At 68.4% G+C, this 17,899-nt stretch carries 16 protein-coding genes; 7 read left to right on the top strand and 9 right to left on the bottom strand.

Going from position 1 to position 17,899, the window contains the following annotated elements:
- Window positions 1-11 precede the first annotated feature (11 nt).
- From LAJ19_RS12580 to LAJ19_RS12570, 3 genes are read left to right on the top strand one after another with little or no spacing between them, the layout of a single operon-like run.
- Complete coding sequence (locus LAJ19_RS12580) at window positions 12-1,760, top strand: V-type ATP synthase subunit A (protein WP_225476091.1); 1,749 nt, start codon at window positions 12-14, stop codon at window positions 1,758-1,760.
- Window positions 1,757-3,166, top strand: coding sequence for a V-type ATP synthase subunit B (locus tag LAJ19_RS12575; protein WP_225476090.1), 1,410 nt, complete (start codon window positions 1,757-1,759; stop codon window positions 3,164-3,166). Before LAJ19_RS12580 ends, LAJ19_RS12575 begins: the two co-directional genes overlap by 4 nt.
- A 59-nt stretch (window positions 3,167-3,225) precedes the next feature.
- Window positions 3,226-3,900 carry a V-type ATP synthase subunit D gene (locus tag LAJ19_RS12570; protein ID WP_225476089.1) on the top strand — a complete coding sequence of 225 codons (675 nt, stop codon included), beginning with the start codon at window positions 3,226-3,228 and terminating at the stop codon, window positions 3,898-3,900.
- Between the two features lie 67 nt (window positions 3,901-3,967).
- Here LAJ19_RS12570 and LAJ19_RS12565 read toward each other — a convergent pair whose 3' ends face one another.
- A complete protein-coding gene (locus LAJ19_RS12565; protein WP_225476088.1) occupies window positions 3,968-6,247 on the bottom strand; it encodes a xanthine dehydrogenase family protein molybdopterin-binding subunit in 2,280 nt (759 codons plus the stop codon).
- Window positions 6,248-6,355: 108 nt separating this feature from the next.
- Here LAJ19_RS12565 and LAJ19_RS12560 point away from each other — a divergent pair, with 108 nt between their 5' ends.
- Window positions 6,356-7,558, top strand: coding sequence for a CaiB/BaiF CoA transferase family protein (locus tag LAJ19_RS12560; protein WP_225476087.1), 1,203 nt, complete (start codon window positions 6,356-6,358; stop codon window positions 7,556-7,558).
- Here LAJ19_RS12560 and LAJ19_RS12555 read toward each other — a convergent pair.
- From LAJ19_RS12555 to LAJ19_RS12540, 4 genes are all read right to left on the bottom strand, one after another.
- Window positions 7,515-8,084 carry an HD domain-containing protein gene (locus tag LAJ19_RS12555; protein ID WP_225476086.1) on the bottom strand — a complete coding sequence of 190 codons (570 nt, stop codon included), beginning with the start codon at window positions 8,082-8,084 and terminating at the stop codon, window positions 7,515-7,517. The two genes, LAJ19_RS12560 and LAJ19_RS12555, sit on opposite strands and share 44 nt — an antisense overlap.
- Window positions 8,085-8,095: 11 nt before the next feature.
- Window positions 8,096-9,004, bottom strand: coding sequence for an ROK family protein (locus LAJ19_RS12550; protein ID WP_225476085.1), 909 nt, complete (start codon window positions 9,002-9,004; stop codon window positions 8,096-8,098).
- Window positions 9,005-9,127: 123 nt separating this feature from the next.
- Window positions 9,128-9,451, bottom strand: coding sequence for a hypothetical protein (locus LAJ19_RS12545; RefSeq protein WP_225476084.1), 324 nt, complete (start codon window positions 9,449-9,451; stop codon window positions 9,128-9,130).
- A gap of 1 nt (window position 9,452) precedes the next feature.
- Window positions 9,453-9,908 carry an acyl-CoA thioesterase gene (locus LAJ19_RS12540; protein ID WP_225476083.1) on the bottom strand — a complete coding sequence of 152 codons (456 nt, stop codon included), beginning with the start codon at window positions 9,906-9,908 and terminating at the stop codon, window positions 9,453-9,455.
- A 62-nt stretch (window positions 9,909-9,970) separates the two neighbouring features.
- On the opposite strand from LAJ19_RS12540, the gene LAJ19_RS12535 reads away from it, so the two are divergent.
- Complete coding sequence (locus LAJ19_RS12535) at window positions 9,971-10,348, top strand: cell division protein FtsB (RefSeq protein ID WP_225476082.1); 378 nt, start codon at window positions 9,971-9,973, stop codon at window positions 10,346-10,348.
- A 78-nt stretch (window positions 10,349-10,426) separates the two neighbouring features.
- Here the strand turns inward: LAJ19_RS12535 and lon are convergent, their stop codons facing one another.
- The 3 genes from lon to clpP form a co-directional block, all read right to left on the bottom strand.
- On the bottom strand, window positions 10,427-12,853 hold the full coding sequence (lon, locus tag LAJ19_RS12530) for an endopeptidase La (protein WP_225476081.1): 2,427 nt from the start codon (window positions 12,851-12,853) through the stop codon (window positions 10,427-10,429).
- 144 nt (window positions 12,854-12,997) lie between these two features.
- Window positions 12,998-14,209, bottom strand: coding sequence for an ATP-dependent Clp protease ATP-binding subunit ClpX (clpX, locus tag LAJ19_RS12525; protein WP_225476080.1), 1,212 nt, complete (start codon window positions 14,207-14,209; stop codon window positions 12,998-13,000).
- Window positions 14,206-14,817 (bottom strand): ATP-dependent Clp protease proteolytic subunit, encoded by a 612-nt coding sequence (gene clpP / locus LAJ19_RS12520; protein WP_285892308.1) that lies wholly within the window; start codon window positions 14,815-14,817, stop codon window positions 14,206-14,208. The genes clpX and clpP overlap by 4 nt, the downstream gene beginning before the upstream one ends.
- A gap of 222 nt (window positions 14,818-15,039) precedes the next feature.
- Between clpP and LAJ19_RS12515 the strand changes: the two genes are divergently transcribed.
- Window positions 15,040-15,222, top strand: a complete 183-nt coding sequence (locus LAJ19_RS12515) for a hypothetical protein (protein ID WP_225476078.1) — start codon at window positions 15,040-15,042, stop codon at window positions 15,220-15,222.
- Window positions 15,223-15,296: 74 nt separating this feature from the next.
- Here LAJ19_RS12515 and LAJ19_RS12510 read toward each other — a convergent pair whose 3' ends face one another.
- Window positions 15,297-16,970: a ribonuclease J gene (locus tag LAJ19_RS12510; protein WP_225476077.1), complete on the bottom strand. Its 1,674-nt coding sequence runs from the start codon at window positions 16,968-16,970 to the stop codon at window positions 15,297-15,299.
- Window positions 16,971-17,230: 260 nt separating this feature from the next.
- On the opposite strand from LAJ19_RS12510, the gene LAJ19_RS12505 reads away from it, so the two are divergent.
- Window positions 17,231-17,896 carry a response regulator transcription factor gene (locus LAJ19_RS12505; RefSeq protein ID WP_225476076.1) on the top strand — a complete coding sequence of 222 codons (666 nt, stop codon included), beginning with the start codon at window positions 17,231-17,233 and terminating at the stop codon, window positions 17,894-17,896.
- Window positions 17,897-17,899 lie beyond the last annotated feature (3 nt).

The following is a 17,899-nucleotide window of genomic DNA, read 5'->3' as shown; positions in this document are numbered from 1 at the left end:
AGGAGAATCAAATGACGCAGAACAAGCAAGGCGTCGTGCAGAGCATCGCCGGACCGGCCGTCATCGCGGACGGCATGTACGGCGCGAAAATGTACGACATCGTGCGCGTGGGCCAGGAGCGCCTCGTGGGCGAGATTATTCGCCTCGACGGCAACACCGCCTTCGTGCAGGTGTACGAGGACACCAGCGGCCTGACCGTTGGTGAACCCGTCGAAACGACCGGCCTCCCCCTGTCCGTTGAACTCGGGCCGGGAATGCTCAACGGCATCTACGACGGAATTCAGCGTCCCCTGGACAAGATCCGCGAGGCGTCGGGCGACTTTATTGCCCGCGGCATCGAGGTCTCCAGCCTCAACCGCACCCAGAAGTGGGCCTTCACGCCCACGGCGCAGGCCGGCGACACCGTCGCGGGCAGCGGCATCCTGGGCACCGTGCCGGAATTCAGCTTCACCCACAAGATCCTGACGCCCCCCGACAAGGGCGGGCGCCTGCGCTGGGTGGCTGAAGCCGGTGAGTACACCATCGACGACACCATCGCCGAACTGGAAGACGGCACCAAGCTGCGCCTCGCGCACTACTGGCCCGTGCGCGCCCCGCGTCCCGTGGCCCAGAAGCTCGACCCCAGCCTGCCGTTCCTTACCGGGATGCGCATCCTGGACGTCCTGTTCCCCCTGGTCATGGGCGGCGCCGCCGCGATCCCCGGTCCCTTCGGGTCCGGCAAGACCGTGACCCAGCAGAGCGTGGCGAAGTACGGCAACGCCGACATCGTGGTGTACGTCGGCTGCGGCGAACGCGGCAACGAGATGACCGACGTGCTCGTGGAATTCCCGGAACTGGAAGACCCCAAGACCGGCGGCCCCCTGATGCACCGCACCATCCTGATCGCCAACACCTCCAACATGCCCGTGGCTGCCCGCGAGGCGTCGGTGTACACCGGCATCACGCTCGCGGAGTACTTCCGCGACCAGGGGTACAGCGTCTCCCTGATGGCCGATTCCACCAGCCGCTGGGCCGAAGCGCTGCGCGAAATCTCCAGCCGCCTGGAGGAAATGCCCGCCGAAGAAGGCTACCCGCCCTACCTGGGCGCCAAGCTCGCCGCGTTCTACGAGCGCGCCGGGGCCGTCAAGACGCTCGCCGGTGAAGACGGCGCGGTGTCCGTGATCGGCGCCGTGAGCCCCGCCGGCGGCGACATGAGCGAACCTGTCACGCAGGCCACGCTGCGCATCACCGGCGCCTTCTGGCGCCTCGACGCCGGCCTCGCCCGCCGCCGCCACTTCCCCGCGATCAACTGGAACGGCTCCTACAGCCTGTTCACGCCCATCCTGGACAAGTGGTACCGCGAGAACGTCGGCCCCGACTTCCCCGAACTGCGCCAGCGCATCGGCAACCTGCTGCAGCAGGAAGCGGCCCTGCAGGAAGTCGTGCAGCTCGTCGGTCCTGACGCCCTGCAGGACAACGAGCGCCTGATCATCGAGGCCGGCCGCATGCTCCGCCAGGACTTCCTGCAGCAGAACGGCTTTGACCCCGTTGACGCCTCGGCCTCCATGCCGAAGAACTACGGCCTGATGCAGATGTTCCTCAAGTTCTACGACCAGGCGGACGTGGCCCTCCGGGGCGGCGCCACCATCGACGAGATCATCCAGAGCCCCGTGATCGAGAAACTCGCCCGCGCCCGCTACACTGCCGAAGGCGACTTCGCCGCGTACCGCGACAGCGTGCTGAGCGAACTCGACAGCACCTTCAAGGGAGTGAAAGCGTGACCCTTCTCCAGAAGGAATACAACGACGTCGCGTACATCTCCGGCCCGCTGCTGTTCGTCAACGCGGCTTCGGACCTGGCGTACGGCGCGATCGTGAACATCAAGGACGCCACTGGCAAACTGCGCGGCGGTCAGGTCATCTCCGTGACCGACCAGGCCGCCGTGATCCAGGTGTTTGAGGAAACCCGTGGCCTGGACCTCGCGACCGCATCGGTCAGCCTCGTCGAGGACGTGGCGCGCCTGGGCGTGAGCAAGGAAATGATCGGCCGCCGCTTCGACGGCCTGGGCCGCCCCATTGACGGGCTGCCCGCCGTGGTGGCCGAGAAACGCCTGAGCATCAACGGTCAGGCCATGAACCCCGCCGCGCGCGCCAAGCCCGAGGAGTTCATCCAGACCGGCATCAGCACCATCGACGTGAACACCAGTCTGATCCGCGGGCAGAAACTCCCGATCTTCTCCGGCTCGGGCCTCCCGCACAACGAACTCGCCGCGCAGATCGCCCGTCAGGCCAAGGTGCCCGGCCACGAGGGTGACTTCGCCGTGGTGTTCGCCGCGATGGGCCTGACCCAGCGCGAAGTCAGCTTCTTCACGCAGGAATTCGAACGCACCGGCGCGCTCGCCCGCTCCGTGCTGTTCCTGAACAAGGCTGACGACCCCGCGGTCGAGCGTCTCCTGACCCCCCGCATGGCCCTGACCACCGCCGAGTACCTGGCCTTCGAGCACGGCTACCACGTGCTGGTCATCCTGACCGACCTGACGAACTACTGCGAGGCGCTCCGTGAAATCGGCGGCGCGCGCGAAGAGATCCCCGGTCGCCGCGGCTTCCCCGGCTACATGTACACCGACCTGGCGTCCCTGTACGAACGCGCCGGCGTGGTGGCCGGCAAGCCCGGCTCGGTCACGCAGATTCCGATTCTGTCCATGCCCGACGACGACATCACGCACCCCATCCCCGACCTGACCGGCTACATCACCGAAGGGCAGATCGTGGTGGACCGCACGCTGAACGCCAAGGGCGTCTTCCCGCCCATCAACGTGCTGCCCAGCCTGTCGCGCCTGCAGGGCAACGGCATCGGCAAGGGCAAGACCCGCGCCGACCACAAGAACGTCTCCGACCAGCTGTTCGCCGCGTACGCCAACGGCCTGGACCTGCGCAAACTGGTGGCCATCACCGGTGAAGACGCACTGACCGAGACCGACAAGCTGTTCCTGCGTTTCGCCGATGACTTCGAGCAGTACTTCGTGGGTCAGGGCAACGCGGACCGCAGCATCGACGACAGCCTGACCGTCGCGTGGGGCATCCTCTCCAAACTCCCCCAGAACCAGCTGACCCGCATTGGCAAGGACGCCATCGACAAGTACTACGGTACGAAGATGGATGAAATGTGGCGCGGGAACCGCATCTGAACCGGCCGCCGGGAGACACTGCTCCCGGCACCCGACCCCACCAGCAAGGGAGGTGAATTATGGCAGGACAGATCAGCCCCACACGCAGCGCCATGCTGGCCAGCAAGGCCAGCCTGAAAACCGCGCAGAGCGGCGCGGACCTCCTCAAACGCAAGCGTGACGCCCTGATCGGCGAGTTCTTCGCTCTGGTGCGCGACGCCCTGGCCGCCCGCGAGGAACTCGCCAGCGTCAGCCGCGGCGCGTACACCAGCCTGTTCGGCGCGAAAGCGTGGGACAGCCCTGAAGCGGTCGAGAGCCTCAGCCTCGGCGGCAGCAGCGACTACGCGATCGACATGCAGATCCAGAGCATCTACGGCGTGAAGGTCCCCAAGATCAACATCCCGGAACGCGCTCCGAACACCGGTTTCAGCCCGATCAACGTCGGCGCGCGCACCATTCAGGCCGCCACCGACTTCGGCGGCGTGCTCGAAGCCATCGTGAAGGTCGCCGCGACCGAAACGAAGCTCCGGCGGATCGGCGAGGAGATCAAGAAGACCTCCCGGCGCGTCAACGCCCTGGAGCAGATCCTGATCCCCGGCATTCAGGACGACATCCGCTTTATTCGCAGCGTGCTGGACCAGCGCGAACGCGAAGCGAGCTTCACCCTGAAGAAAATCAAGGCGAAACTCGAAGCGGACGCCCAGAAGGACCGCGAGGCCGCGCAGGCCGGCAACCACGGCTCCGCCGCCGACTGACCCGTCAGCCCGGCGCAGAAGGCCGCCTCCCAGACGGGAAGCGGCCTTCACCTTGCCGGCAGGCTGCCTACCCCTGCGCGCCCTGCTTCAGGCGCCAGACCGCCTCGGCCGTGACCGGGAGCTCGGTCACGCGCACGCCCGCCGCGTCGCGGATGGCGTTGGCCACGGCCGCCGCCCCCGCCGTGATGGGCGGCTCGCCCACGATGCGCGCCCCGAACGGACCGTGCTCGCTGGGCCGCTGCACCAGCACCGCCTCCAGCGGCGGCAGGTCCGTGCTCGTCGGGAAGGCGTACTCCAGAAAGTTGGGGTTGCTGAGCGTGCCGCCCGCAAAATGCAGTCCCTCATACAGGCCCATGCCGAGCGCCTGCGCGCTGCCGCCCTGAATCTGTCCCTCCACGAGCAGGGGGTTCAGCGCAAATCCCACGTCCTGTACGGCCACCGCCTGAAGCGGCGTGACCTGCCCGGTGTGCGGGTCCACGCGGACCTTCACGAGCTGCGCAATGAAGCCCGGCGCTCCCGCCTTGATGGCCGCGCGGCCCTCCGCCACGACCGGCCCCGGTCCGCCAGGCAGCCGCTGGGCCTGCGCGGCGAGTTTCCCGATGGGCAGCGCCTTGCCGGGAATGCCCCGCACCTGCGCCTGGCCGCCCGCCAGTTCAATGTCGTCCCGGTGCGCCTCGAAGTGGCGGGCGGCCAGTTCAAGCAGCTGCTCGCGCACCTGGGTGCTGGCGTCCAGTACAGCGCCGGACAGACTGATGGTCACCTGCGAGCCGCCGGAGTTCGGGGCGTAGGGGCCGCTGTCGGTGGTGCCCTGCACGATCTCCACCTGCTCCGGGTCCACGCCGAGCGTTTCGGCGGCAATCAGGACCATGCTGGAGTGAACGCCGCTGATGTCCACGCTGCCCACGTGCAGGCGCACGGTGCCGTCGGTGTCCACGCGGCACACCGCTCCGGCCGGCGAGAACGCGCCGGGCCAGCCGCCCACCGCGAGGCCCACGCCCTCATGCGGCGTCTGCCCGCGGGCCTGCCACAGCGGGTGGGCCCGCGCCGCTTCCAGGCACGCTTTCAGGCCGATGTCCGGCCACCTGCGGCCGTTGCCCATGAGGTCGCCGGCCTCCACGGCGTGCTGCAGGCGCCACTCCAGCGGGTCGGCGCCCAGCTGACGCACGAGGTCATCCACGCTGGATTCCAGCGCGAACAGCGCCTGCGGCACGCCCGGCGCGCGGTACGCGCCGACCGGCGCGCGGTGCAGCAGCAGTTCCCGCGTGCGGACCCGCACGTGCTCGCAGCGGTACAGACCGCCCAGCATGGTGGCGATAATTCCGCTGTGCCCGAAGCGGAACGCGCCGTTCTCGATGGTCACGTCCGCGTCAATGGCGCTCAGCGTGCCGTCGGCCGCCGCGCCCAGGCGCAGCTGCACCGTGATCGCAGGGGCGGGCATGGTGGTGAGCATGTCCTCGCTGCGCGTCAGGACCAGGCGCACGGGGCGGTTCACGTGCAGGGCCACGGCGGCCACCAGGGCGTCCATGATGCCGTACTTCGCGCCGAAACCGCCGCCCACCACCGTGGGGATGACGTGCACGTCCCGTTCGCGCAGGCCCAGCGCCCCCTTCACCTCGCTGCGCACCACGTACTGCCCCTGCGTGCTGGTGTACACCGTAATTTCACCGGCGCGCGCGCCGGGCTGCGCCACCACCGCATGCGGCTCCAGGTACGCCTGGTGAACCCCAGCCACCCGGTAGGTGCGCTCCACGGCCACGGCGGCGCCGGCCAGGGCAGCGTCCACATCACCCCGGCCGAAGGACCGGTCCTCGTCCACGTTGCTGGGCGCCTTCGCGGCCTGCGTGCCCGCCTCCCCGCCGTGCAGTCCGGCCATGCCGGCGTCCGCGCTGGGCACGCCGTCCGGCCAGACGAGCTGCTCGTCGGCGAGAGCGGCGTCGTGGTCCTCCACGGCGTCGAGCACCTCGTAGTCCACGTCCAGCAGCGCCGCGGCGTCCGCCGCCTGCGCTTCCGTGTCGGCCACGATCACCGCCACGGGCTGACCGGCGAACACCACGCGCTCCCCGGCCAGCAGCATGCTGGGCCGCGAATGCGCCTCGCGCGGCCCGTTCAGGTCCGCGCCGGTCAGCACGGCCTGCACGCCGTTCACGGCCAGCGCCGCGCTGGCGTCCACACCGCGGATCCGGGCGTGAGGGTAGGGGGAGAGCACCAGCCGGGCGTGCAGCATGCCGTGCACCGACACGTCCGCGGCGTACCCGGCCCGACCGGTGATCTTCTCCAGGCCGTCAATGATCTTGCGGGGGCGGCCCAGGTGCGCGCGGGCCGGGGTTTCAGGGGTGAGGGTCGTCACGGGGGGAACCTCCAGAAGAGCGGGGCGAAGGCACGGATTGCAAAGACGCCTCGCAGTCTACGCCCGGGGGCCTCCGGGGCGCCTGCCTGGCGCGCTACCATCCGGGACATGACCCCACCACAGCTGCCCCTGAGCGGGCTGCGCGTCGCGGACTTCACGCGCGTCCTGACCGGCCCGCTGTGCACCATGCTGCTCGGTGACCTGGGGGCCGACGTCATCAAGGTCGAGCCGCCCGGCGGAGATGACACCCGCGCCTGGGGGCCGCCATTTCAGGAAGGCGAGGGAGGCCGGGAGTCAAGTTACTTCCTGAGCGTGAACCGCAACAAACGCAGCCTCACCCTGGACCTGAAAAGCGACGAGGGGCTCAGGGCCGCGCGGCGCCTGATCGCCACGAGCGACATTCTCGTCGAGAACTTCCGGCCCGGCACCCTGGACCGCCTGGGACTGGGCTGGGAGACGCTCAGCGCCGGGCATCCCCGCCTGATCTACGCCACCATCAGCGGGTTCGGGCTGCGCGGCCCGTACCGTGACCGGGCCGGGTACGACGTGGTCGCGCAGGGCATGGGCGGCCTGATGAGTTACAACGGCGAACCCGGCGGTCAGCCCCTGCGGGTCGGCGTGGCGGTCGCGGACGTGTACAGCGGCGCGCTGATCACCCAGGCGATTCTGGCCGCCCTGTACCAGCGTGAACGCACCGGGCGCGGTGAGCGGGTGGACGTGAATCTGCTGGACAGCGTCATTGCCCTGGGCAGCTCCCAGGTGGGCCGGTACCTGGCGACCGGAGAGGTGCCGCAGCCCGTCGGGAACGATCACCGGTCCATCGTGCCGTACGGCACGCTGCGCTGCGCCGACGGGTTCGTGAATATCGCCGTGGGGAACGACGCGCTGTGGCGGCGGTTCTGCGCCGCGCTCGACCTGCCGGCCCTGGGGGCCGACGAGCGCTTCACCACCAACGAGGGCCGCGTCACGCACCGCGAGGCGCTGGACGCGGAACTGCTGGGCGCCCTGACGCGCTTCACCCGCCAGGACCTCATGCGCCGCCTGGAGCACGCCGGGGTGCCATGCGGCCCGGTGAACGACCTGGCGGAGGTGTTCGCTGACCCGCACGTGCAGGCGCGTGGCGTGGCGGTCACGGTGCCGCACCCCACGCTGGGGCACACCACCGTGACGGCGCCCCCCTGGGAGTTCGGTGGGCAGCCCCTCCCGGTACGCCGCGCGCCCCCCACGCCCGGGCAGCACACCGCCGAGGTTCTGGCGGAACTCGGGCTCAGTCCGCAGGGGCCAGCCGGGCCAGCGCCCGGCGCAGATTGACCCGCGCCGGTGCGTCCAGAGCCGCGAATTCCGGGGTGGTGTACAGCGGCTGGCGTTCCAGGAAGTGCCGCAGCACGGCGCTCCGCCCGATGCGGTAGGCGCCGTCAGGAACATGAGCGTACTCGGCGCGGATGGCGTGGTCGTACGCGGCGAAGGTCGCGGGGTCGGCCCCCAGGACGGCCAGGTCGGCATCCACGAACAGCGCCTCCTCACGGGTGGCAGGCGGCTCGGCGTGCCGGGTGGCGAGAATCAGGGCGTGCACCTGGGCGCTCAGGGCAGGGGGGGCACCCTGGGCGGCCAGCCACGCGCAGAACACGGCCGCGCTGCGCGCCTCGTTGTCCGCGGCGCGCGGGTCGTAGATCAGATCATGCCCCCAGGCCGCCAGTTCCAGCGGCGCCGTGAGCACGCCGCGCGACCGCAGCGCCCCGAGCATGGCCTGCACGTGCTCGGCCGTGTGGTAGGTCCGCCCGGCCTCAGCGTACCAGGGCCGGGCAAAGGCCTCGGCCGCTGCAGTCAGGGCCGCCATGCCTGGGAGGCTCAGCCGTGCCGGGCGGCCAGGGCGGCGCCGATCACACCGGCGTTCGTGCCCAGCTGCGCGCGGCGGATCGTGACGGCCGCGAAGCCCTGCGCGTACTCGTCCGCCGCCGCCTGCACGCCGTGGAAGAAGTAGTCGCCGACGCTGGCCACGCCGCCCCCGATCACGAACACGTCCGGGTCAATGGTTTTCTGCAGGTCTGCCAGCGCAATGCCGATGTGCCGCAGGGCCTGGCCCACCACGCGCCGCGCGGCCGGGTGGCCCTGCTGCGCCAGCTGGAAGGCTTCGGCGGTGCTGACGTCACGGTTCAGGGCGAAGCTGGCGTCCCGCGCGATGGCGGTGCCGCTCGCCACGGCCTCCAGCGCGCCGTCCAGTCCGGCGCCGCTCACGGGACCGCCCGGCAGCGCCGTGATGTGCCCGATCTCTCCGGCAATGCCGTGCCGGCCGCGCCAGAGGCGGCCGTTCAGGACGATTCCTGCCCCGATGCCCGTACTGACGGTCACGTAGATGCTGCTTTCCGCGCCGCGCGCCGCGCCCAGGTGTGCTTCGGCCAGGGCGGCGGCTTTCGCGTCGTTTTCCAGCACCACGCGCTGGCCCAGGCGGTCGCGCAGGCCGTCCACGAGGGGGACGTCGGTGAAGCCGTAGATGTTCGGTGCGAACTTCACGCGCGTGCGGTCGGCATTGAGGGGCCCGGGAATGCCCACGCCGATCAGGCGGGCGGCCGGGTGGCGTTCCTGCAGGCGGCGGACCTCGCCGGCCATGGCGTCCAGTACGGTTTCCCACCCGGTTTCCGGGGTGGGAACCACGTGGGCGTCGAGCAGCTCGTCGCCGCGCAGGACGCCGCTGGCGATTTTGGTGCCGCCCACGTCAATGCCGATGCTGAGGGGTTCAGGGATGGGTGCGTTGGTCATGGGGTCTCCTGGGGGTCAGGGAAGGCCGGGGCAAACCCCCGGTGTTGGGAACGCTTCCAGGCTGACGGGACCGGCAGCGCCCCCACGGTTGGGGAAACGGCAAACAACTCTGCACCAAGAACTTTAGCGTGCCTGCCCGCCCGGCGGGGACTGCTCCTCTGCACCATTGCCGCCCTCAGCGTCCGCGTCGTCTTCCAGCCCCAGCAGAACCAGCGCTTCAGGCAGCTGCACCTCCGGCACATACAGGCCCACGTCCCCCATGTACCCCCCGGTCTCAATCTCGATCACCGGGCTGCCCATTGACCACTGAAAGGGCGTGCGCACCACGCTCACCACGCCGCCCTCCGTCAGGGTCCGCCGCCACCCCTCGGCCAGCAGGCGAGGCAGGGTGTCCAGCCGCACCCAGGGGTCCCCCTGGTACAGCACCCGGTCCTCAAACGCCGCCATGTCAGCGCACACTCCGGCGGGCCACCTGGGCCGCGAACGCCGCCGGCAGCGCGCGGGGCGTCCCCTGCTCATCCACCCTCACCTGCACCGAGCGCGCAAACGCGCACGGAATGCCGTCGGCGAGAATCAAGGCCACGCTCGTCCAGCTGGTGCGCCCCACCCGTTCCACCAGCGTGTCCACGGCCACCTCCTGCCCCTGGCGGATCTCGCGGACGTAATCGATCTCCAGGCGGGCCAGGACGGACCGGTCATCTGCGTCGTCCGCGCCCAGCTCATGGGAAAGCGCCATGCGGCCCACCTCCAGAAATTCCGCGTAGCGGGCGTTGTTCACGTGCCCCATGGCGTCCAGGTCCCCGTACCTCAGCTGGATGATGGTCCGCGACGCGTCTGCCCAGTTCAGCGCCGGAAAGCGGGACGACGGTTGGCCGGGGGCGTGAACGGCGCTCAGGTCGGTCATGCCGTTCAGTCTAGTCCCACCCACCCCTCCATGCCCGGCGCGGGAACGCTATGCTGCGCGGCGTGACCGACGTGCCGCCCCCGCCCCTCCCGCCCGCGCGGCGCAGCGGGTGGCGGCGGCTGCAACGCCTGCCGCTGACCATGATGATCGCCAGCGCCCTGCTGGGCCTGGGCATCGTGCAGCTGACCTTCCAGCTGGGCCACAGCCTGTACCGCACCATCACCTGGACCCAGGAGACCCAGGCCACCCGCGCGCAGATCCTTACGCTGGAACGCGACGTGAAAATCCTTCAGGACGCCGTCCGGGCCGCGCAGGAGCCGGCGCACCTACGGGAACTGGCCCGTTGCCGCGGCTTTGTGGGGGCCGGGGAGCAGGTGATCGTCGCCAGCGACGCGCCCGACATGTCCGGCGAGAACTGCCGCCCGCTGCGCGTGCCCTAGGGCTGCCAGACGCGGCCCGGGCCAGGCAGCAGCGGGGGCGGTGAAGAGAAGTTCTCTTCACCGCCCCCGCCGTGTGCATCAGGCTCCGGGCTGCGTGACGCTCTTGCTCACCGGAACCGGCATGTTGCCCTCGGGGCGGGGCAGCAGCAGCAGGTCCAGCACTTCACCCACGCGCTCGAAAGTATGAATGTGCAGCTCACCGCGAATGCTGTCCGGCACGTCCTGCAGGTTTGGCTCGTTGTCCTTGGGCACGATCACCTCGCGGATGCCGCCCTGGTGCGCCGCGAGCAGTTTTTCCTTCACGCCGCCGATGGGCAGCACGCGGCCCCGCAGGCTGATCTCGCCGGTCATGGCGACATCCAGGCGGACCGGGCGCCCGGTCACGGCGCTGATCACGGCCGTGGCGATCGTGATGCCGGCGCTCGGGCCGTCTTTCGGGGTGGCCCCGTCGGGGAAGTGCACGTGAATGTCCATGGTCTTGTGGAAGTCCGGGTCCGCGCCGTACTGCGCGGCGTGCGCGCGCAGGTAGGCAATGGCGGCGCTCACGCTTTCCTTCATCACGTCGCCCAGCGATCCGGTCATCACGATCTTCCCGCTGCCGGGTGTGGCGAGGGCTTCCACGATCAGCATGGTGCCACCCACGCTGGTCCATGCCAGGCCCTGAGCGACGCCCACCTGGGGTTCTTTCTCCATGCGGTCGGGGCGGTGCAGCGGCACACCCAGGTAGTCCGGCACCTGCGCCGCGTCGATGACCTTGAGGTTGTCCCAGGGCTGTTCGAGCAGTTCGCGGGCGGCCTTGCGGGCCAGCTTGCTGACCTGCCGGTCGAGGTTGCGCACGCCGCTCTCGGCGGTGTACTCCTCCACGATCCGGTTCAGGGCGGCGTCCGTGATCTCCAGCCTGCCGGTCAGGCCGTGCGACTTGACCTGCCGCGGCACGCGGTAACGCCGGGCGATCTCCACCTTCTCCACCTGGGTGTAGCCGGGGATGTTGATGACTTCCATGCGGTCGAGCAGCGGGCGCGGGATGGTCTGCAGGCTGTTGGCGGTGGTGATGAACATCACCTGCGACAGGTCGTACGGCACTTCCAGGTAGTGGTCCTGGAAGGTGTGGTTCTGCTCCGGGTCCAGCACTTCCAGCATGGCGCTGCTGGGATCGCCGCGCCAGTCGCTGCTCATCTTGTCAATCTCGTCGAGGAGAATCACCGGGTTGGTCACGCCGGCGTTCTTCATCGCCTGGATGATGCGGCCGGGCATCGAGCCGATGTACGTGCGGCGGTGGCCGCGGATCTCGGCCTCATCGCGCACGCCGCCCAGGGCCATGCGCACGAACTTGCGGTTCAGGCTGCGGGCGATGCTCTTGCCCAGGCTGGTCTTGCCCACCCCGGGAGGGCCGACAAGCACCAGGATCGGTGCGCGCAGCTCGGCGTCATCGGTGCGTTCCTCGGCGGTGCGTTCCTTGCGGGCTTCCTCAGTCTCGCCGGGTTTGTGGGTCAGCTGACGCACGGCTAGGAATTCCAGGATGCGGTCTTTCACGTCGCCCAGGGCGTAGTGGTCGGCGTCCAGAATCTCGCGGGTGCGGGCGATATCCAGGATCTCCTCGTCCCGTTTGCTCCAGGGCACGTCCACCAGCCAGTCGATGTAGTTGCGGACCACCGTGCTTTCCGGGCTGCCGCCGGGCGTGCGTTCCAGACGCTGGAGTTCCTTCAGCGCCTTGTCCTTCACGCTGTCGGGCATGCCGGCCGCCTCGATCTTCTCGCGCAGGGCCTCCACCTCAGCCGGGCCGTCCTCGCCGCCGCCGAGTTCCTTGCCGATGGCTTTCATCTGCTCGCGCAGGTAGTACTCGCGCTGGTTGGCGTCCATCTGTTCCTTGACGCGCCCGGCGATCTTCTTGTCCATGTTGAAGCGCTCGGTGTCGCGCGAGAGCAGTTTCAGTACGCCTTCCAGGCGCGCGCGGAGGGTCACGGCGCTCAGAATCTCCTGCTTTTCGTCGGGCGTCCAGGTGGCGTGGTGCGTCACCTGATCGGCCAGGGCGCCCACATCGGTCAGGGCCTTGAGGCCCTCCAGCTGGTAGTTGTCCAGGCGGAGGTTCTTGTTCTGCCGCTGGTACTCCTCGAAGGCGGCCTTGACCTCACCGGCCAGAACCTGCACCTCGCGGCTCTCGTCAGCCGGGGCAGGACGGGTTTCGGCGCGCACGCGCATGTAGGCGCTCGGCACCTCGTCGAGCACGGCGGCGCGTTCCTGCGCCTCGACAAGCACCTGGTAGGTGTTGTCCGGCATGCGCACGACCTGCTTGATGACGGCCAGGACACCCATGTCGTGCAGTTCGGCGCGGGTGGGGTCGTCGGTGCGGGCGTCCCGCTGGGTCAGCAGCAGCACGCGGCGGTCGCTGGCCTGGGCCTCGTCCACGGCGCGTTTGCTCTTGGGGCGGCCCACGTCGACGTTCATGGTGACGCCGGGTAGGATCACGATGTTTCTCAGGGCGACTACGGGAAGTTCCCAGATCATGCTTGCTCCTTGCGGCCGCGGTCCCCGGTGGGGACGCGGGAATACTTGAGTGTATCGCAGAGGTGATGAGAGAGACACCCCCGCACGGTGTCCCTGAATTCTAGGGAGCCACGCAGGGGTGTGCTGTAACCTCTATTGCTTTGCTCAGGCAGACTTCTTGAGTCCCTTTGACTCAAGGAGTGTCATGGGGTCATCAATGTGGCCCGCCTCGAACCGCAGTTCTTTCAGCCCCTCCACAGGCAGCTCAAAGAGCAGGTCCGTCATGGCCTTCTCCAGCACCGCCCGCAGGCCGCGCGCACCGGTCTTGCGTTCCCGCGCGCGGTGCGCCACTTCCCTCAGGGCGTCCTCCGTGAACGTCAGGTCCACATCCTGGAAGCCGAACAGCGCCTGGTACTGCCGCACGATCGCGCCCTGCGGCTCGGTCAGGATCCGCACCAGCGCCTCCTCATCCAGCTCCTGAAGCTGCACGACCAGCGGCAGGCGACCCACGAACTCCGGAATCAGCCCGAACTTCACGAGGTCCTCCGGCAGGAAGCGCAGTTCCTGCTGCTCGTCCCCCTTGTGCTCGGCGCCAAAGCCGACGGCGCGGACATTCGTGCGGCTGCGGCCGATGTCGGCAATTCCGTCGAAGGCGCCGCCCACAATGAACAGGATGTTCTTCGTGTTCACCTGCACCAGTTCCTGCTGCGGGTGCTTGCGGCCGCCCTGCGGCGGAACCTGCGCGACCGTGCCCTCGATGATCTTCAGCAGGGCCTGCTGCACGCCCTCACCGGACACGTCCCGCGTGATGCTCGTGCCTTCGGACTTGCGGGCGATCTTGTCGATCTCGTCGATGTAGATGATGCCGCGCTCCGCCGCCGCCACGTCATACTCGGCGGCCTGCAGCAGGCGCACGATCACGTTCTCCACGTCGTCCCCGACGTACCCCGCCTCAGTCAGGGTCGTGGCGTCGGCAATGGCGAACGGAACCTCAAGCATCTCGGCGAGGCTGGAGGCCAGCAGCGTCTTCCCGGTCCCGGTCGGCCCGATCAGCAGGATGTTGCTCTTCTGCAGGTTCACGTCCGGGTGCGCCAGCCGCTGGTAGTGACTCACGACTGCCACGGCCAGCGCCTTTTTCGCCTCGTCCTGCCCGATCACGAACTCGTCAAGGTACGCCTTGATCTCGCGCGGCGTGGGCAGCTCGTCCAGGCTGAAGTCCGCTCCGGCCTTGCTGCGGTTCTGCTTGACCAGTTCATGCGCCCGGTCCGTGCACTCGTTGCAGATGAACGCGGCGCGCCCCGGCGCCTCGATCAGCTGCGCGATCTGCGGATGCTGCCGCCCGCAGAATGAGCAGCGGTCCCCTCCCGATTTCGTCATTGCTCCGCCTCCTGCGACCGCGTGCGCGCCACCACACTGTCGATCAGCCCGTAGCCCATCGCCTCGTCTGGCGACATGAAGTAATCACGTTCCATGTCGCGCATCAGCTTCTCGTGCGGAAGGCTGGTGTGCTCATGGTAGATGCTCACCAGGCGGTCACGCAGGTGCAGCACCTCCTTGGCCTGCACCTCCAGGTCCGGGGTGTTCCCGCGGAAACCTGCCGAGCCCTGGTGAATCATGATGCGGCTGTTCGGCAGCGCCATGCGCTTGCCCTTGTCGCCGGCCATCAGCAGCACGCTGCCCATGCTCATGGCAATCCCCACGCAGATCGTGCTGACCGGCGCCTTGATGTACCGCATGGTGTCGTAGATCGCCAGGCCTGCATACACCTCGCCGCCCGGGCAGTTGATGTACATCTGGATCTCCTGCTCGGGGTTCTGGCTGTCCAGCAGCAGCAGCTGCGCCACGATGGTGTTCGCCATCTGCGACTCGATCGGCGTGCCCACGAAAATAATCCGGTCCTTGAGGAGGCGGGAGTAGATGTCGTACATCCGCTCGCCGCGCCCGGTCTGCTCGATCACGTAGGGAATCACGCTCATAGGGGCGATTATCGCACGGGTCGGGAAACTGAACGTAGGCCAAACCTGACTTCACCCGTCCCCCGGGGCCACCGGCCCCCTCCGCCAGATGCGCTGCGCCCCGTCAGGGCGCCCCCTGTCCGTCACAGAGGAACGGCCAGGCAGGAGGCTTACGCAAGAGTTTATCTGCGCAGGTGGGTCCCGCACTGCGCAGTACGCTGAGGACCTCAAGTTCCTTTTCAGGAGGTCAACATGCACGGATCAGACGACATTGCCAAGCGCTCCGAGGTGACGGAGGTCACCGAAACCCGCGACCCGGCCACCGGCGCCGCCACCCACCAGGAACGGCACGAAGTGCATGAGGAGGAGGCCGTGCGCGCCCCCGTGCAGACGGAGGTCCAGACCACCACGACCACCACCGTCGTCGAGGACTGAGCCGCTCAGGGCACCACGCGGAGGCGGCCGGGGGAACTCCCCCGGCCGCCTCCGCTGTGCCGCGGTGCGGCGGCTCAGTCGACGATCAGGGGAATCAGGACGGGGTTGCGTCCCGTGACCTTGCGCACGAAGCGGCGCACCGCGCCATACATGTCGTCACGAACGTCTTCCAGACGTTTCTTCTCGCGCATGCCCTGATCCACGGCCTCCAGCGCGACCTTGCGGATCTGGTTGTCAAGCTCCCGGTTGGCCCGCACGAATCCGCGCGACACGATCTCCACATGCGGGGTGGGGTGCAGCACGGCCGTCATGATCAGGATGCCTTCCTGGCTCATGTTCACGCGGTCGAGCAGCACATCGTCGCCGATGTCGCCGACGCCCAGGCCATCGACGTACACGGCGCCGGCCGGGACGGTCCCGGTCACCTTGAAGTCATCCTGACTGAGGCGGATCACGTCACCGTTCTTGGCGATCAGGGTGCGTTTGGGCGGCCGCGGCAGCGTCTGGGCGAGGCGGGCGTGATTGATCTGGTGGCGGGGTTCGCCGTGCCACGGCAGGAAGTACTTGGGCCGCGCGAGATTCAGGACCGTGGCGAGTTCCTCCTGGCTGCCGTGCCCGGACGCGTGCACGCGGTACGCGGGCGGGTAGTACACGTCCACACCGATCTCGTACAGGCGGTTGATGACAAGGTTCACGGCTTCCTCATTCCCGGGAATGGGGTTGCTGGACAGGATGACGCTGTCGCCGCGGCGCAGCGCGATCTTCGCGTGATTCCCGAAGGCCAGGCGCGACAGAACGCTCATGGGCTGGCCCTGGCTGCCGGTGCACACGTACAGCACCTGCTGGTCCTGCAGGCCGCCCACCTCATCGTTGGTCAGGAACGGCTCAGGCAGCTCCATGTACCCCAGCGTCTGGGCCACCTGGGCGTACTTGAGCATGCTGCGCCCTTCCATGACCACGCGCCGGCGCTGACGGTGCGCGATGTTGATCACGTTCTGAATGCGGTGCACGTTCGACGCGAAGGTCGTCATGAACACGCGGCCCTTCAGGCCGGCAATCAGGGTCTCAAGGTTGCGGGCCACTTCCGCCTCACTGACCGTGCGCCCGGGGCGTTCGGCGTTCGTGGAGTCACTCAGGAGCAGCAGTACACCCTCACGGCCGGCCTGCTCGATGCGGGCGAGATCGCTGACCTTGCCGTCGCTGGGTTCCTCGTCAAGTTTGAAGTCCCCGGTGTGCAGCACCACGCCCGCCGGCGTGGTGAGAATGTATCCGGCGTTGTCCGGAATGGAGTGCGTCATGCGGATGAACTCCACCTGAAAGTGCGTGCCGATCCGGACCTTGTCGGTCAGACCCACCTCGCGCAGGTCCACCTCGCCGTCCTTGATGCCGAACTCGGCGAGCTTCTCGCGCACAAGGCCAAGGGTCAGCCCGGCGCCGTAGACGGGTACGCGGGGCAGGCGCGGGAGGATGTACGGCAGGCCGCCGATGTGGTCCTCGTGCCCGTGCGTGAGAATCCAGCCCTTGATCAGGCCGGCGTGCTGCTGCAGGTAGTCAATTCGCGGAATGATCAGGTCGATGCCCATCTGGTGGCTTTCAGGGAAGGCGAGGCCCGCGTCGACGACCATGATCTCGTCGCCGTAGCGGTAAGCGGTGATGTTCTTGCCTATCTCGCCCATCCCGCCGAGCGGGATGACTTCAAGGTGTGGGGCCGCGCCCTCGGGGCGGGGGGCCTTGCTGGGGTTGGTCATAGGGAACTCCGTTGGCCTGCACGGCTGGGGCAGGTTGTGAGAGAAGGCGGGGCCTGAAATGCGGCCTGAGTCGGGATGGATTGTGTCGCCTGAGTCCCGTCGCAAGGGCGAGGGAGACGAAGTGTGTTTAACGTAGCACACCGGCCGTCCCGGTCGCCCGGCCGTGAATGGATGATGGGTCAGCTGCGGCGCTGCAAGGGACATTGCATCAAGAAAGGATCATGAAGGTTTCCATGGAGTCAGGCGGTATGATCGGTGACGTGACCCCGCAACGCATTCTTGTCATCGAGGACGACCTGGACATCGCCAATGTCCTGCGCATGGACCTGACCGACGCCGGCTTTGAGGTAGACCACGCGGACTCGGCCATGAACGGCCTGATCAAGGCGCGTGAAGACCAGCCCACCCTGATCCTGCTGGACCTTGGCCTGCCGGACTTTGACGGCGGGGACGTCGTGCAGCGCCTGCGCAAGAACAGCGCCGTGCCGATCATCGTGCTGACCGCCCGCGACACCGTTGAGGAGAAGGTGCGCCTGCTGGGCCTGGGTGCAGACGACTACCTGATCAAGCCGTTCCACCCGGATGAGCTGCTGGCGCGCGTGAAGGTCCAGCTGCGCCAGCGCACCACCGAAAGCCTCACCATGGGTGACCTGACCCTGGACCCGCAGAAGCGGCTCGTGACCTTCAAGGGCGACGAGCTGCGCCTGTCGCCCAAGGAGTTCGACATTCTGGCCCTCCTGATCCGCCAGCCGGGGCGCGTGTACTCCCGCCAGGAAATCGGTCAGGACATCTGGCAGGGCCGCCTGCCTGAAGGCAGCAACGTGGTGGACGTGCATATGGCGAACCTGCGCGCCAAACTGCGTGATCTTGACGGCTACGGCCTGCTGCGCACCGTGCGTGGCGTCGGGTACGCCCTGCGCGGCTAAGGC

The sequence above is a fragment of the Deinococcus taeanensis genome, assembly GCF_020229735.1.
GTDB lineage: Bacteria > Deinococcota > Deinococci > Deinococcales > Deinococcaceae > Deinococcus > Deinococcus taeanensis.
Note: the sequence above shows the minus strand (reverse complement) of the source record. Positions and strands in the feature narration are given on the sequence as shown.